Annotated in this window: 12 protein-coding genes and 1 tRNA gene; 5 read left to right on the top strand and 8 right to left on the bottom strand. The window is 39.5% G+C overall.

The genetic code is table 11. The features are described from left to right. The first annotated feature begins 167 nt into the window (after positions 1 to 167). A complete protein-coding gene (locus B4Z47_RS09730) occupies positions 168 to 1544 on the top strand; it encodes an MATE family efflux transporter (RefSeq protein ID WP_070564888.1) in 1377 nt (458 codons plus the stop codon). A gap of 63 nt (positions 1545 to 1607) precedes the next feature. On the opposite strand, the gene B4Z47_RS09725 is transcribed toward B4Z47_RS09730, so the two are convergent. The 3 genes from B4Z47_RS09725 to B4Z47_RS09715 all read right to left on the bottom strand — a co-directional run bounded on the left by B4Z47_RS09725 (position 1608) and on the right by B4Z47_RS09715 (position 7251). Further along, complete coding sequence (locus B4Z47_RS09725) at positions 1608 to 2969, bottom strand: dihydrolipoamide acetyltransferase family protein (protein WP_070564890.1); 1362 nt, start codon at positions 2967 to 2969, stop codon at positions 1608 to 1610. A gap of 112 nt (positions 2970 to 3081) precedes the next feature. Then, positions 3082 to 4341, bottom strand: a complete 1260-nt coding sequence (locus tag B4Z47_RS09720) for a competence/damage-inducible protein A (protein WP_070564894.1) — start codon at positions 4339 to 4341, stop codon at positions 3082 to 3084. 276 nt (positions 4342 to 4617) lie between these two features. Continuing rightward, entirely contained in the window at positions 4618 to 7251 is a 2634-nt protein-coding gene (locus B4Z47_RS09715; protein WP_254667687.1) for a putative LPS assembly protein LptD, read from the bottom strand. Between the two features lie 201 nt (positions 7252 to 7452). On the opposite strand from B4Z47_RS09715, the gene B4Z47_RS09710 reads away from it, so the two are divergent. Both B4Z47_RS09710 and B4Z47_RS09705 read left to right on the top strand, forming a co-directional pair. Beyond that, positions 7453 to 8253 carry an N-acetylmuramoyl-L-alanine amidase family protein gene (locus tag B4Z47_RS09710; protein ID WP_070564897.1) on the top strand — a complete coding sequence of 267 codons (801 nt, stop codon included), beginning with the start codon at positions 7453 to 7455 and terminating at the stop codon, positions 8251 to 8253. Between the two features lie 61 nt (positions 8254 to 8314). Then, on the top strand, positions 8315 to 9262 hold the full coding sequence (locus B4Z47_RS09705) for an MlaD family protein (protein ID WP_046673953.1): 948 nt from the start codon (positions 8315 to 8317) through the stop codon (positions 9260 to 9262). A 168-nt stretch (positions 9263 to 9430) separates the two neighbouring features. On the opposite strand, the gene B4Z47_RS09700 is transcribed toward B4Z47_RS09705, so the two are convergent. The 5 genes from B4Z47_RS09700 to B4Z47_RS09680 form a co-directional block, all read right to left on the bottom strand. Continuing rightward, on the bottom strand, positions 9431 to 11512 hold the full coding sequence (locus B4Z47_RS09700; RefSeq protein WP_070565304.1) for a S9 family peptidase: 2082 nt from the start codon (positions 11510 to 11512) through the stop codon (positions 9431 to 9433). 180 nt (positions 11513 to 11692) lie between these two features. Continuing rightward, positions 11693 to 13159 carry a cell envelope integrity protein CreD gene (gene creD / locus B4Z47_RS09695; RefSeq protein ID WP_070564900.1) on the bottom strand — a complete coding sequence of 489 codons (1467 nt, stop codon included), beginning with the start codon at positions 13157 to 13159 and terminating at the stop codon, positions 11693 to 11695. Between the two features lie 4 nt (positions 13160 to 13163). Beyond that, positions 13164 to 13655, bottom strand: coding sequence for a hypothetical protein (locus B4Z47_RS09690; RefSeq protein WP_070564903.1), 492 nt, complete (start codon positions 13653 to 13655; stop codon positions 13164 to 13166). Between the two features lie 51 nt (positions 13656 to 13706). Then, positions 13707 to 14009: a winged helix-turn-helix domain-containing protein gene (locus B4Z47_RS09685; RefSeq protein WP_046673956.1), complete on the bottom strand. Its 303-nt coding sequence runs from the start codon at positions 14007 to 14009 to the stop codon at positions 13707 to 13709. Then, complete coding sequence (locus B4Z47_RS09680; RefSeq protein WP_070564906.1) at positions 14006 to 14617, bottom strand: hypothetical protein; 612 nt, start codon at positions 14615 to 14617, stop codon at positions 14006 to 14008. The genes B4Z47_RS09685 and B4Z47_RS09680 overlap by 4 nt, the downstream gene beginning before the upstream one ends. Positions 14618 to 14766: 149 nt before the next feature. Between B4Z47_RS09680 and B4Z47_RS09675 the strand changes: the two genes are divergently transcribed. Further along, positions 14767 to 14848, top strand: a tRNA-Leu gene (locus tag B4Z47_RS09675). Between the two features lie 68 nt (positions 14849 to 14916). Beyond that, positions 14917 to 16242 (top strand): trigger factor, encoded by a 1326-nt coding sequence (locus B4Z47_RS09670; RefSeq protein WP_046673958.1) that lies wholly within the window; start codon positions 14917 to 14919, stop codon positions 16240 to 16242. The last annotated feature ends 1 nt before the right edge of the window (position 16243 follow it).

The raw sequence follows: 16243 nt of genomic DNA, 5'->3' as shown, positions 1-16243 counted from the left end.
AAGTAAATTTAAGATAATTTTAAGGTATTTGAAACATAAAAATTACTTAACAAAGTGCGGTTATTTGATGGGTGTAAATTGTTATATTTTTGCTAAATATTTTTTAATATGACGATAGGGCGGAAATATCTTCGTATTTTTGTGGCTATTTTTTGGGGAAATCGATTATGTTGGGAAAATTTAAAACATTTAAACCGTATTACAAAAGTACGATGGTATTGGCGGGGCCAGTGGTGATCTCACAATTGGGACATACGCTGGTGCATACCGCAGATAGTGTGATTGTTGGACATTTTGCAGGAACCATTCCATTGGCGGCAGTTTCGTTGGTACATGCTGTTTTTATGGTTGTTATGGTCATTGGTTTGGGCATAGCGTATGGCATCACGCCATTGATTGCGCAAGAGAATGGCCGTGATAATAAAAAAGAATGTGCTATTTTGTTGTCTAATAGCTTTTGGTTAAATATTATTGCGGGACTCTTGTTATTCGCATTGGTCTATTTTGGTTCAATGTTGGCGATCGATCACCTCAACCAAGATCCGGCTGTGGTGAAGGAGGCAAAGCCTTATTTGCTTATTCTGAGTTTATCGATGCTTCCATTAATGGTATTTAGCACCTTTAAGCAATTTGCTGAAGGCCTGGGGTTTACTAAGCAAGCGATGAATGTAACTATTTGGGGGAATGTACTGAACATTATTTTGGCGATCATCTTTGTCAAAGGGATGTTTGGCATCAGCCCAATGGGGGTCAAGGGAGTCGGATACAGTACATTGATCGACCGTGTGTTAATGATGTCTGTGATGATGACCTATGTCTTGCGATCGCAGAAATTTAAAGGATATATTCAATACTTTAAAGTGACATTGGTCGATCGGGAGCGATTGTTGAAGATCGTACGGATCGGGGCACCCGTGGCTATGCAATATGTCTTTGAAATTGGGGCTTTTGCAGGGGCATCCTTATTAGCGGGTACCATAAGTGCGACAGCGCAAGCTTCTCATCAAGTAGCCATACAGCTGGCCGCGATGACGTATATGATGGCAAGTGGTATTGCTGCTGCTGCAACAATCAAGGTGGGGAATAGTTATGGTAATCGAAATCTTTTTCGTCTCGAACGATTTGCCATCACGTCGTATCAATTGGTGTTGATTTTTATGGTGATTACAGCGTCTTTGTTCGCGCTATTGAATGATTATTTGCCTTATATCTTTACCTCAGATCATGCTGTGGTGATTATTGCTTCTCAGCTGTTGATTATTGCGGGCCTTTTCCAATTGTTTGATGGTACGCAAGTTGTCGGTCTGGGAGTGTTACGTGGGATGGGGGATGTGAATATACCAACCCTAATCACATTTATCGCTTATTGGATTATTGGGCTACCAAGCGGCTACCTCATGGGCGTCGTGTTTAACTGGGGTATCAAGGGGATTTGGTACGGGTTAACGCTGGGCCTGCTAAGCTCTTCGCTTTTACTGTACCTGCGGTTTCAATTGGTGATTAAGAAGAAAAAAATACAGTTCGAACAAAGTATGTTTAAGTAACAAAAAGTATATACTAAATAACAAAAAACGGCTCTGTTAAGAGCCGTTTTTTTATTCTGATTGCTAGATTACTCTATTGCTATCCCAGTTTTCCAGGTAGTCGGCCACACGTTTTAAGAAAGTACCTCCGAGGGCACCATCGATTGCACGGTGATCGTAAGAGAGTGACAGATACATCATATGTCTAATACCAATCATATCGCCATACTCTGTTTCTATGACCGCTGGTTTTTTCGTAATGGTACCGACAGCCAAGATTGCAGCTTGCGGTTGGTTAATGATAGGCGTTCCCATAATATTACCGAAAGCGCCGATATTGGTGAATGTAAATGTACCATCTTGGGTATCGTCAGGCTTCAATTTATTCGCCCGTGACCGTTGTGCGAGGTCGTTGACACTTTTACTCAACCCTACTAAGCTTAATTGATCAGCATTTTTGATGACCGGAACGATGAGATTGCCATTAGGCAATGCTGCAGCCATACCAATATTGATGTTTTTCTTCTTGATGATATTGTAACCGTCGATCGATATATTGACCAATGGAAAATCTTTGAGAGCCTTGCTAATAGCCTCGATAAACAAAGGGGTAAACGTGATGTTTTCTCCTTCGCGTTTTTTATAGGCATCTTTAACTTTATTGCGCCACAAAACTAAATTGGTGACATCTGCCTCAACAAAAGAACATACATGGGGAGAGGTCTGTACGCTTTTGACCATATGGTCTGCTATTAATCTCCGCATACGGTCCATTTCAATGATTTCATCACTGCCATTGGCAACGGTGTGAACATGCGACGGAGCGGCGGAGGTTATTTTTGGAGAATCCGTACCCATGCCCGTGCTAGTATTCGTGTGCTCTGCCGGAATGGCTTTTGTCGATTTTGAGGAGGAATCCCGATGCGATACATACGTTAAAATATCTTCCTTAGTCACTCTTCCCTCTGCTCCGGTACCCTGGATACGGTCAAGTTCATCCTGGGACAATCCTTCGTGGCGTGCTATATTTTTCACTAAAGGTGAATAAAAGCGAAGGGTATTTTCGTATGAAGAAGATGGAATTTCAGCTGTTAAATTGGGCAGCTGGTCTACACCTGGGATGTTCAATGCTATGATCTCTTCGGGAGTTGCCGCTGAAGGAGCGATATTTTCTTGTGCTTGAATCGCAGGTTCTTCATTTTCGCCTTCAATTTCTATAATTGCAACGACTTCACCAACTTGGACAGTCTGGTCTACAGTATAGCAATGCTCTTTTAAAACACCTTTTACAGGGGAAGGTACCTCTGAATCAACTTTGTCAGTTGCAATTTCCAATAAAGTGTCATCTTCCTCAATCAGGTCACCAGGTTGTTTTAACCATTTTGTGATTGTTGCCTCGGATACACTTTCTCCCATTTTTGGGAGCAAGAGTTTATATAAAGCCATATTTTTTAGCAATCTCGTTATAGAAAAACGAAGTTAAATAAATTGTGGTTTACTTTCAACAATTTAAAATATTATTCCTTAAATAACGTGTTTTTTGAAATATTATTTTACTTTATTGTGTATCCTGTTCTTTTTCTTTTACAAGCAACTTCCATAGAAGTAATAAAGCATTCATACGGGTACGTTCGATGTTGATCAGTCTGTCGTTATCAAATTGAAACTTCTTGGTTAAAATTTCCTTTTTCCCGGCAACAGCCACCCAAATAGTGCCAACTGGTTTCTCAGCTGTTCCACCACCTGGTCCCGCTATTCCAGTTGTCGCAATAGCATAGTCGGAAGAAAATGCCTTTTTTGAACCGGAAGCCATTTCGATAGCAGTCTGCTCACTTACTGCTCCATATTGGATCAGTGTTTCTTCCTCGACGTTCAACAATTGTTGTTTTAACGCGTTGGAGTAGGGGATGGTACCACCAAGGAATATCGTGCTGCTTCCCGCTACAGCGGTTATTGAAGCGGCGAGGCTACCCCCGGTACAACTTTCTGCAGTAGTCAATGTAGCACCTCGGCGGCCAAGCTCTTTAATCAGATAGGGCTCGATGCTTGTGTTATAGTCCGCGATGACATGGTGTTGTAAACGATGGAGTAGCTTTGTTTTAAAAAGGGCAACCTGGAGCATAATGTCAGATTTATTCCTGCTTTTTCCAGAGAGTCTCAATCGGATAAAGGCCAAGGTTGGTAGATAGGCCAATTTTATGCTGGAAGGAAGTTCTGCTTCGATATCCTTTATTTCTTCTGCCAAATATGATTCTCCGATTCCGCCAACCAAAATGGTCTCGTGACAGATAAATAAGTCAGGATCCTGTTTGGCTAATAGGGGCAGCACATGTTTTTCCATCAGAAATTTCATCTCAAAGGGCACGCCAGGCATAAAAATAAACCTCTTTTGGTCCTGATGGACCAGCATGCCGGGCGCGGTGCCATAGTCGTTAAATAGGACCTCACAATTTGCTAAAACATCGGCCTGCTGTAGATTGATGTCGAGCATTGTTAGATTGCGCGATTCAAATATGTTGGTCACATGCCGAAGTACATGCTCATCGCGGATCAAGGTGGTTCCAAAATATGCTGCGGCCGTTTTTTTTGTCACATCATCTTTCGTCGGCCCCAGGCCTCCAGTGATTAAAATAAGATCTGCCCGCGTTGAAGCCTCTTTCAATGTCGTTGAAATAGCCTCTTCTGTATCAGGGATCGATGTCATTTGAACGATATCGACTTCGAATTGGAGCAGTTGTTTGGCAATCCAGCCTGAATTGGTATCAATAATCTGACCGATGAGAATCTCATCGCCTATGGTAATAATCTCTGCTTTCATCTTTAAAATAATTATGCGACACATCCCTACGGTGAAAAATACATATGTGGGTATGTATCGTGTTTGATTTTCTCAATCTTCTGGTGTTAAAATGTCCATGCGCTAGCGCCTAAAAAATGAAAATTCAATCCCAGAAGATTCAGTATATAAACTTACATAAAATTGCGGCTCAACGAAATGTTTAAGATGTATTTGATGGAAGAAGTTTTTTGAAAAGAAACTGAAAATTCTTTTTGGCCAATATGAATATAACATTTCAAAAAAAAAGCAGTTATTTTAAAAATAACTGCCTCCTGAACTGGCTCTTTTTGTGAGCTTAAGATCTTGTAAGATCGATGCCTTGGCACGAATGGTGACGTTGTAGCTTCGGAACCGCCCAAAAGGCATCCAGCCAAATGACATATCCCAACAATGCAGATCGCGATAGATATTGAAAGAGGTCATGACCACTTCCTTCTGTTTGAAATCGTACCCCGATTGAAAGGTGACTTTCCATTTTGGCGTAACACTGAAGTCGCCATGTAAATTCAATGTGCTTGTGATCTGGCTCTGCATTCTTCGTGTACTGGAGTTGAACGATTTTGCCATATTGAAACTGAACGATGCCGCAAGGTTCCATGGGATGTTAAAGTCCACAAATGCGTTTGGATCTGAGCTGATTCGAGCTAAGGCTTGTGCCTGTTCGGGAGTCATACCCGCTCCTGTCATTTCTTTTCTTAAAGAATCAATATTGTTATTACGTGATTTCGCAGCCTTAGGATTCAGACTATAGTCAAAGGAAAGACCAAAGTTTGTCAGGCGCGCAAGGCTACCGTCTTTAATGGCGTAGCGATTGACACGGACACCATTTTCGTTGACCGAATAAGGATCAAATGTACCGTTGAAGTTTACATTCATCTTTTGGTCGAAAAAAGCTGTACGGCCAGAGAAAGTAATTGGGGACAACTTTAGCGAGTCGGCCACAAAGTTGTAATTTCCACTGAACGTCAGACCTTGAAGAATAGGGATTTTCTTCATACCGCCATCCGTGGTGTCAGATTTACTTTTGACCTTTGCTTCGATATTATTGTCAATGGAGAAACCTATCCCCGCAGATTTTCCTGCGGAAGGGGAACCGTAGACACCCTGGCTAAAGATTGAGTATACATTTCTGTTTCCATATTGATCGTTATAATGCTGATAGAAACCATATTTTGGATCCGAAAAGTCGGGTCTATAGTTCAGGTTGATTGACGGTGTAACAACGTGTCTGATCTGCTTAAGGTTACCTATTTTAGGGAAATAATTACCATAAACCTTGGTCGAAAGTCCGGTCGATACCGAGTAATCGTATGCACGATTGAATCCCTGAACGGTATCGATACGTTGTTTATAACCTGCAGCGGTATTGTCGATGCTTTGTCGCGTACTTTGTAAATACCAACGTTCGGTATAGTTTACACTGGTATTGAACTGGAAATATTTAAAAGCATTGAGTGATAGACTGATTGGAATATTGTGTTGGAAACCATTTTGGAATTTTTTGAAACCTCCTGGTTTAAACAACAATGTATCAATGGTACTGACCGAGTTTTGCGCCTGGAAACTATAACCGACATTGATGCGTTGATACCATTTTTGTTCACCGACACGGTCTTTGCTGTCAAATGGATTAAAAGAGGATACGTTTAAGCTGATGTTGGGTAAACTCATCTGTATACTGCGTGTAGCCATGTCCTGGTTATGCGTTAAGCTGGCCGTGAGGTTTACCTTACCATCGGCAAATACTTTTCCATAACTGATGGACGATCCCATACGGTTACGGGCAAGATTTTCATAGGTATTTTGTGTACTTCCGGTTCCGGTATTTTGAAAGAAAGAACTTGTACCAAAGTTAACACTTGCAGAGAAAGATGTTCCTGGATTGGCTTCCTGCCGTTGGGTATGGTTCCATGTGACGTTAAAATCCTTATTAGAGCCGTAATTGGATGTTCCTTCAATACCTGTTTTGGTATTGGCGTAACGGATATTAAAACCACCGTTAAATTTGTAGTTGACGGTATAGCGCGTATTGATGGAAGCTTCCCACGAACCTTTAGAATACAAGGAACCTCTAATCTCACTGTCCCAGTAATCGTTGAAGGCCAAATACCAACCGATATCCCGCATGGAGAATCCTCTGGTATAATCTTCTCCAAAAGAAGGGAAGAGAAACCCGGATGCTCTTTTATCTGGTTTTGGGAAAAATGCAAATGGAAATGCCACGGGCATCGGTACACCCATCACGACAAGGTAGGCCGGACCAGAAATAATCTGATTTTTAGTGACAATTCCTTTGGTGATATGAATTCCAAAATGGGTATGTGGATAAGGTAGATTACAGGTACTATATAATCCCTTGTAAATAGACATTTCGTCGTAGATATTCTTTCGCACAATATTGGCCTGGATAAATCCACCATCAACTTCGGTCATAATACCGTAGGTATTTCCCTCTTGTTTTTCGTAATCATAATAAAGTGAGTCTACTGTTTTCGGTGATTCACCATTACCCATGATGACAATAGGACGCCCTACATATTTACCACTTTTGTCGTAGATCCCAGAAGCAAAAATCTTTTTCTTGTTTCGATCAAGACGGATATAATCGGCAGAAAGTTCAAAATCTTGGTACTTTACTTTTGCTCCGCGATAAAGGTGACTGATATTCTTGGCAACTTCAGATTTCTGCGAGTCAACCGCAATAATGCTCACTTCGGCCTGCAAACCACTTCCTTTTTTCTTGGTTGTATCGTTTACAGATTTGGTCGTATCTGCAGTTTTCGATTTACTCGTATCTTGCGATTTATTGGTCGCCGAAATAGGATCTTTACCTTGAAGTCCGTTCTGTTTTAATGGAATATTACTTTGAGCAAAGCTAGCATTGCTCATTGCAAGAATGATAAATAGTGTTAAAATGTTGATTAACGACTTCAAAATTAAAGACAAATGTTATTTTTGTGAAATAATGTTAAACTTCGAGAGACAAAATTAGTCAAAAAAGCAATAGAAAATATGTTAAATATCGTTATCTATTAAAGAAATAATATTGACGCATTTTGATTCGTTTATAGTAGAGCAAATAATTATTCAATGAAATCAGATTTAAGAATTAGAAAATGGTGTAGTGTTGTGTCCGCTACTTTGGGATTTTTTTTATTGAATTCTTTCACATTAAACAATGGGCAAGCAGTGCCTCCAGACTACCAAATAAAAACGATTGTAATTGATGCGGGCCATGGCGGTAAAGATACCGGAGCACAAGGGCGGCGATCGTTGGAGAAAAATGTAGCCCTTGAAGTTGCGTTAAAATTGGGAAAGCAGATTCAGAAAGATATTCCGGGTATCAAGATCATCTACACGAGAACGACGGATGAATTTGTTGAGCTTTACAAACGTATTCGCTTGGCGAATGCCAATAAAGCAGATTTATTTATTTCAATACACTGTAATTCCAGTGGTGCTAGCGCACATGGTACCGAAACATTGGTCTCTGGCTCGCATCGTTTGGGACAGCAAGATGCTGCAGTTCGTGAAAATGCGTCCTTGTTACTGGAATCAAACTATAAAGAAAATTATCAAGGATTCGATCCAAAAGACCCTGAAAGTGCTATCATCTTCTCCTTGATGAAAAACCGATTCCGTGAAAAAAGTATTCGTCTGGCGCAGATGATTGAAGGTGAGTATGTGAAGGCAGGGCGATATAGTAGAGGATTCTGGGAGAAAGGCTTAGCTGTATTGGCGGAAGCAGGTATGCCCGCTGTGCTTACAGAAATTGGCTTTATTAGTAATAGAGAAGAAGAGAGCTACCTATTGTCTGATGAAGGGCAGCAGGAAATTGTCAATAATTTAGTTTCGGCTCTGAAAATTTATAAAAATTCTGTAGAACGCTAAACAGATTTGCTTTTATGCTGTTTTAAACTTAAATTAATGATCATTACTAAATAGATTATTTGTGAAAATTTCAAACGAGACAAAAGTCGGCATATTAGCAACAGTTGCGATAGTTTTATTATTTATTGGCTATAGCTTTCTAAAAGGAAATGATGTTTTTAGCAGCGACAACACATATTACACAACTTATGAAGCTGTCGATGGCCTAACTCCATCAAAACCTGTTTTAGTAAATGGTTATCAAATCGGTCGTGTATCAAAAATGATTCTCCTACCTGATGGCAAAATTAAGACAGAGTTCAAAATACACTCCCATTATGACGTTCCAAAGAATACAATTGCGCGGATTTCAAGCACAGATTTGTTGGGAAGTAAGGCCATTGTTTTCGAAATGGGTAACAGTAAGGAATTGGCAAAGGATGGAGACTTTTTAGCTTCAGGTGTCCAACCGAATATTATGGATAAGGTTGAACCCATTCAAAAACGGATTGAAACAATTACCATTAAACTGGATTCAACATTATCGGTTGTCAATAATGTCTTAGACAAACAGTTTCAGGATGACTTTAAAAGAAGTATTCATAGCATTTCCACTTCTTTGAAAAATGTAGAAGGCATCACCAAAGATGTCGAAGGTCTAGTGGGGGATGAAAAGGGGAGACTCAATCGAATCATGGCCAATCTCGAATCAATTACATCCAATTTTTCACAAAATGGCGAGAAAATCAATGCGATCATGTCTAATCTGAATAATATTACCGATAAGGCCGCCCGATTGGATTTTGAACATACCATGAACAAAGTAAATGCCGCAGTCAATGATTTTCAGGAGATCACGGGAAAAATCAATAGTGGTAAAGGATCTATTGGTTTATTGTTAAATGACGAAGCGTTATATAATAATCTCAATAATGCTTCAAAGGAAATGGATAATTTGATGAAGGATGTGAAAGAGAAACCCGGGAAATATATCAAACTTTCCATCTTTGGAAAAAAAGGCGAGAAATAGATTTAGCAATCAGATCAAATGGGATACATAAAAAAGCCTGCATATTGCAGGCTTTTTGTTTTTATATGTCCACTCCCTGAGTAACGCTTTTTGGAATTTAAACAGGTGAAGGCCGACTTTGTCAGTTGCGAAAATACCTGATTTTACAAGCGGATTTTGCACATCTCGTTATAAAGTTTCCTTAAGCCAGGTAAAGAATTCTCTTTGCCAAACTTGTGCGTTTTGTCCTGACAGTACCCAGTGATTTTCATCAGGTAGGTAGACCAGGCGGCTCTTAATTTTTTTGAGCTGAGCCAATTGGAATGCCGCTAACCCTTGTCCGATTGGAACACGATAATCTTTTCCGCCTTGAAAGATTAAAATTGGTGTGTGCCAATTATTTGCTTTTTCAATGGGGTTGAATGCGGTATAGGATTTCTCATTTTTGCTATCCCAGTACGCCCCACCCAGTTCGTGATTGGCAAAAAAGAGTTCTTCTGTGGTACCGTACCAGCTTCTCATGTCGAATAAACCATTGTGCGCAATGAACGTTTTGAAACGGTTTTGATGCACTCCAGCTAGTTGATAAACAGAGTATCCACCATAACTAGCTCCAATCGCCGCGCGGCGTGTTGTATCTACATAAGACTCTTTGGAGATATCGTCTATGGCGGCCAAGTAATCCCGGATTGGCTGACCGCCCCAGTCCTGAGAAATGGCTTCATTCCATTTTACACCCCAGCCAGGCATACCCCTGCGGTTTGGAGCGATGACAATATAGCCTTGTGATGCGATCAATTGTAAATTCCAACGGAAGGAGTAAAATTGCGTCAGTGCGGATTGAGGGCCGCCTTCACAGTAAAGTATGGTTGGATATTTTTTTGCAGGGTCAAAGTTTGGCGGATAGATTACCCATGAAAACAGATCTGCTCCATCGGATGCCTTTGTAATACGCTTCTCAATTTTGTTTTCGCTGATGCTTGCATATTTTGCATCATTGACTTTAGTGACCGGAGTTAAAGATTTGGTTTTTAGATCAAAGCTGAAGATTTCGGTTGCACGGGTAAACTTTGTAGAGCTAACAATTAATTTGTCAGCTACTTGGCCTACAATACCGGTGATGTCAAAGTCACCTTCTGAAATTTGATGTATTTTTGGTAAACTTTTAGCTTTGATATTGGTCGGTACTTCAAGTTCAAATAATTGAACTGTGCCTTTCGTTGCAGCTGTAAAATAGATTTTCCGGTTGTCGTTGCTCCAGATAAAACTATTGACGGTACCATCCCAATGTGCTGTTAGGTTAAGTCGAATCGAGCTATTCTTATCAAATAGCATGATGTCATTTTTGTCCGATTCATAACCATCGGTCTTCATGCTGAGCCACGTTAGGCTTTTCCCATCGGGAGAATAGGTTGGGGCTGTATCATACCCATTCATTCCTTCTGTCAGGTTAGACGTCGTTCCGCTAGCGAGATCATAGCGATAAATATCGGTGTTGGTACTGACAGCATAATCTGTTCCGAATTTCTTTTTACAGACATAGAGCACTGCCTTGCTATCGGGAGACCAGGCAAAATCTTCTGCGCCACCAAATGGTGCCTGAGGGCTGTAGAAAGCTTGATCCTTTAATAGGTCTACCGGCTCGCCAACTTTACCATCAATATAACTCGCCACAAAAGGATGACTGAATTTGCCATCATTGAAGGTATCCCAATGTCTGTAGTCTAAGTTGTCATAGATATAAACGTCCGACTTTGGTAGTTCGGGATATTTATCTGTGCTGTGGTATTTTTTTACGAGCACGGACTGGCTGAAGAGTATTTGTTTTCCATCAGGAGAAAACTTGACATTTTCTAAAGCAATATCGCCATTCGTCAATTGAACTGCTTCAGCCTTAGATAGGTTCTTCTTCCATAACTGCCCCTTTAACAAATAAATGACGTCGCCATTTGGTTCGATCTGAACGACTGTTTCACCACCTTTTTGGTCGGTGAACTGACTGCTAGTCCCGTTTGTGAGTGAAACTGTATAGAGATTTTTTTCACTTGAATTGCTCTCCAGATTATAATTGGAAACACCGTATACCAATGTTTTGCCGTCTGCAGAAAGTCCTTCGGCCGAAACACGACCAAGGTCCCAAAGTGTAGTTGGGTTGATCGGTTGTGGCGATTCCGACACTAATTTGGAGTTATTTTTTCCGTCTTTGCTTTCTTGCGCATTGCTTAGGTTACACGCCATAATCGCTAATGTAAGTATTGTAAGTTTTTTCATCTGTTTAAACATATCTATGCCGCTGAAAAATTTCTTCGCAAGTTACAGAATTTGGTCATAAATGCTAAGTCGAGTAAAAAAATAGCCATCTCTTTCATTTAGAAATGGCTTATTAGAATTGTAAATCCTTATTTTTTTAATAGTATCTGAATTAATACCCAATAAAGTCGAAGACGTTGTTTATTGATCCACATGGCTATTATCAAATTGATACCAGTTTATTTTTGTTGAAACGCGCATCAAAATCGCCAAAATGATAAAGATGCCAATTGTTCCAGCGATAAGGGAATAATCCCGAAGTTGCATGAGGATATAGATAAAAAGATAAAATAAAGCCAGAATAGAACTCAGCAATAGCGCCGATTTCTGGTCTTTGGTAATTGATTTAATGAAACTGCCAATCAACATAACTGTAGCGACTGAAGCCGTTAAGTAAGCTAGATTAAATCCAATATGCTCGGATAGCGCGAGCAGCAATGTATAGAAAAGAACCATAGCTGCTCCAATCAGAATATATTGGATGATATGGATCCGTTTTTTCTTGATCACCTCGGTGAATAGGAGCGAAGTAAAGGTCAGGATGATAACTAAAATACCATATTTGGCGACCCGTGTTGTTTTTTGATAGTTATTGATATCTGGTAGGAAGTTAATTGTAATCATGTCTGCGTTATCCAATAGGTTATTTGCAGAGGCAATTGTAGTGCTGACGGCTTGTGCTGGCTTTTGCTCATTGCCCTCATTTCCATTTTCGAGGTTGTTATCGAACTGAAAGATCGAACGGGCATCGCCTGTCCATTGTTGCGGCAGCTTCCGACTGAAAGAAGGGATTTCCCAGGAAGCCGAAAAATTGGAGGTTTCGGTATTACGTTTGCCCGGTAAGAATGCACCTGTGAAACTTGGATTAGCCCAGTTACCCTTAGCCTGGATGTTTGTCTGATCACCCAGCGGAAGAAAATTCAATGATTTGGATCCTTTTAGATTTAGTTTTATCTTAAAACGATTGTCTGTTTTCTGCGGATCCAAAGGTACAGGACAGACTAAATTTTGCGTAAATAATTTGAGATTATTAAAGTCTGGGTCGAAAGTCAATTCATTGCCATCCCAATTCAAGGATGGGCGCTTGCCTAAGCCTTTAAAATCCTGGATGCCGAAAATAAGCTTACTGCCTTTCCAGTCAATTTGCTCATTTGGGATCTCGAGTTTTTCTAGGGATATTTTGTCAAAAGAACCGTCTAATGTGATGTTGCTGTTGTAAACTACGGCATTATAAATACCTCGAGAAAGATGCTGTGGCGTTATATCGGTTGTGATATTGGATGTTTTGGGTAAGACAAATATCCATTTCAGCTCTTCTCTAAGGTTCGATTTTTCGGCTTTTTCGGCAGAAAGTGGTATAGTCTCGCGATAGGGGATAGCCAACACAAGACTGGAAATAACCTGCTCCTTTCCCCAGTTTAATGCAATACCGCCAGAAACTTCCTGTTCCCTATTTTTCCGTTCTTCTATTAAATCGCTTATTAACGAAAGTGGAATGAGCAATATCAGGGAAAGAAAGAAAATGACAAATAACTTTAGGACAGTGGAATTACTGATTTTCTCAAAAAATGACGATTGCTCTATCGATGATGAATTGTTGTAGTCCATGATTTTAGTTGTTTAAATCTATTTGAATATTTTTACTGTATAAGGCAATTTGAAGCTCCGTTAATTGCCAATGAAGGATTTCTTTAAATTCTAAATGATGGAAGTTTTGGAGCGATCGACCTTTCTGAAAATGTCTTTTGTAATAACCGAAATGCTCGGGAAATAAGATTCCGCCAATAAAAATCATTGCCATAAGATAGAGGCTGATCTTTCCATTACCAAGTAAGAGGAATTGCATGGCAATTTCATCTTGTATCTCTGTTCCGGTTTCAGTCAGGATATGAAATACATCGTGATTTTCCAGTTTGGGCATGACATCGAAACCTTTACTTTCATAAAAGAGCCCCAGATTATGGCCGATGCTTCCAACGGGGTAGGTCATAAAATTTGCCTTAGATATTCCCCAAGCTTTTTTGTTCCATTTAAAGATGTCTGCATATACTTTGGAAGACCAATTATAGAGGTGCAGCATCAGTTTTAATCGAATTCCTTTCATTTAATCATGTTTTAAAAGTACTTTTATTTTCAAAGTAAATGAATAAAAAAATTATTTGTATTGTTGCTTTATTAAATTTTCAAGTGCAATAAGGTGATTTTCAAAGGCTTTAAGTCCTTTTGTCGTTCTTTTGTATCGGGTGTTCGGCTTCCGGTCTACAAAGCTTTTTTCGACACTAATGTATTCCTCTTTTTCCAATGTTTTTAGGTTGGAAGCAAGGTTACCGTCGGTTACGTCCAACAATTCTTTCAATGAATTAAAATCATATTCTTCATTGGCAGCGAGAACACTCATAATTTGGAGGCGAACCCTGTTTTCAAATATTTTGTCATATAAGGAAAGATCTAATTTCACGATTCGTACTTTTTGTAAACGATAAAACCATAGATGATGTGTAGCACACCAAATCCTAATCCCCACAATAATAAGCCGTTGTCCGGGAAACATATACCAATCAAACCCAGGCAGATTTCCAGTATACCCAGGCCTTTTGCTTCTGCAAAGGTATAGATGCTACCCGCAGTCAGTGCCAGTCCATAAAAGATCAGGAGCATAGCAGCAATCAGCTGGTAGTAGCCTTGGACAAAAAACAACAAGGAAATCATGCCACCCGTTAGTAAGGGGATTGAAACTGCAAATAAAAGAGATTTGCTTGTAATGTTCCAAATCGACTGCTTATTTTTTCTCGCTTTTTTACGTGCCATTAGCCAGCCGGTCACCAGGGATGATAAGAGGACGATGAGCGCAATCATTAAAAACAGTAGGGGCTTATTCAGATTTTCGCCCAAGAGTAGCGCGGTACTTTCGGGTTGCTGTAGAATATAGTATCCCAATAGTGTTCCCAGCAAAGCATAACAGCCCATGAGTACACCTGATAATCCGCTTATTGAAACAAATTTGGACGATTTTTCCATTAATGATCTGATCTGTCCAAGTTCTCTAAATAAATCTTTCTGTTCCATAAAAGTACTTTGATATTCAAAGTAAATGAATAATAATGAATTATGCAAGGGGTTGGGAGAATATTGAAAAAAAATAAAAAAAAGAGTAGAAAATACTTGCAGGATATAGGTTTGGTTTCTATCTTTGTGGCATCAAAAGAAATCCTAATGCGGAAGTGGCGTAATTGGTAGCCGCACCAGACTTAGGATCTGGCGCCGCAAGGCGTGGGGGTTCGAGTCCCTTCTTCCGCACTTGATGTCCTCCCGAACTTAAAACCTCGGGAGGATTTTTTTATGAATGCGATATAGCTAAAAAGAGTATGAATATTTCACACGAGAATGTAGATGCAATCAATGCGGTAGTCAACGTCGCATTAGCACCTGAAGATTATAATCCTCAAGTCGACAAAGAGATTAAAGCGCAAGCTAAAAAAGCAAAATTACCAGGTTTCCGTCCAGGTCAAGTTCCTGTGGGACATATCAGACGTACTTATGGTAAATCTATTTTATTTGACGAGATCAATAAATTAGTGAATGAGAAAATCACCAATTATATTGCTGAAAATAAATTAGAAGTTTTAGGTCAACCACTTCCTTTGGAAGATGATGCACAATACAGCTGGGATTATAAAGACAATTTCAACTTCAAATATGAAATTGGTCTTGCTCCTGCTTTTGAATTGCCTTTTACTGCTGAGACTGAATTTACTTCGTACGAAATCAAAGCTGATGAAGAGACATTGGCAGATCGTATCAAGAACTTGCGTCGTAGCTATGGAAAAATGACTAATCCAGAAGTATCTGAAGAAGGTGATGTATTATATGCAACATTGAAACAAGATAAAGAGGAAGGTCTAGAAAAAACAACTTCTATCCGCACAGATATCGTAGAAGATGCTAAGATCAAAAAATCATTAGTTGGTCTTAAAAAGGACGATGTTGTTAAGATTGATGTTAAAAAAGCATTCAAAACTGAAGATTTAGCACGTATCTTAGGTATCACTGAAGAGGAAGCAACTGCTTTAGACGTCACTAAATTTGAATTGACTGTTAAGAATATCAACCGTTTAGAGGAAGCTGATCTAAACCAAGAATTTTTCGATAAATTATTCGCAGAAGGTGAAGTAACAGAAGAAGCTCAATTCACAGAAAAAGTGAAAGAAGAAGTTGAGAACTTATTCAAACAAAATTCAGATCAAAGATTACGTAATGATATGTATACTTTTGGTATGGAGAAAGTTGATGTATCTTTCCCTGAAGAATTCTTGAAAAGATGGTTGAAAGCAACTAACCCAAGCATTTCTGAAGAAGAATTGAACGAAGGTTTTGCTGACTTCTTGAACAACTTGAAATGGACAATCATCGAAAACCGCGTTGTTACTGAAAATGGTCTTGAAGTTAAATATGATGAAGTTATCAATTTAGCAAAAGAACGTATCTACGCGCAAATCAAGATGTATAACATCAACGAAGAACCTTCTGATGAGCAGTTGAACCAATTTGCAATTCAATTGTTGCAAGATAGAGAGCAAGGTAATCGTTTGTTCGAAGAAGCTAAAGCTTTAAAAGTATTTGATCACTTGAAAGGTTTAGTGAAATTGAATGCTACGGACATTGAATACAAAGAATTTGAGAAATTAGCATAAG

Origin of the sequence: Sphingobacterium sp. UBA2610 (genome assembly GCF_002339225.1) — a bacterium.
GTDB lineage: Bacteria > Bacteroidota > Bacteroidia > Sphingobacteriales > Sphingobacteriaceae > Sphingobacterium > Sphingobacterium multivorum.
This window is presented reverse-complemented; position numbering and strand designations above follow the sequence as displayed.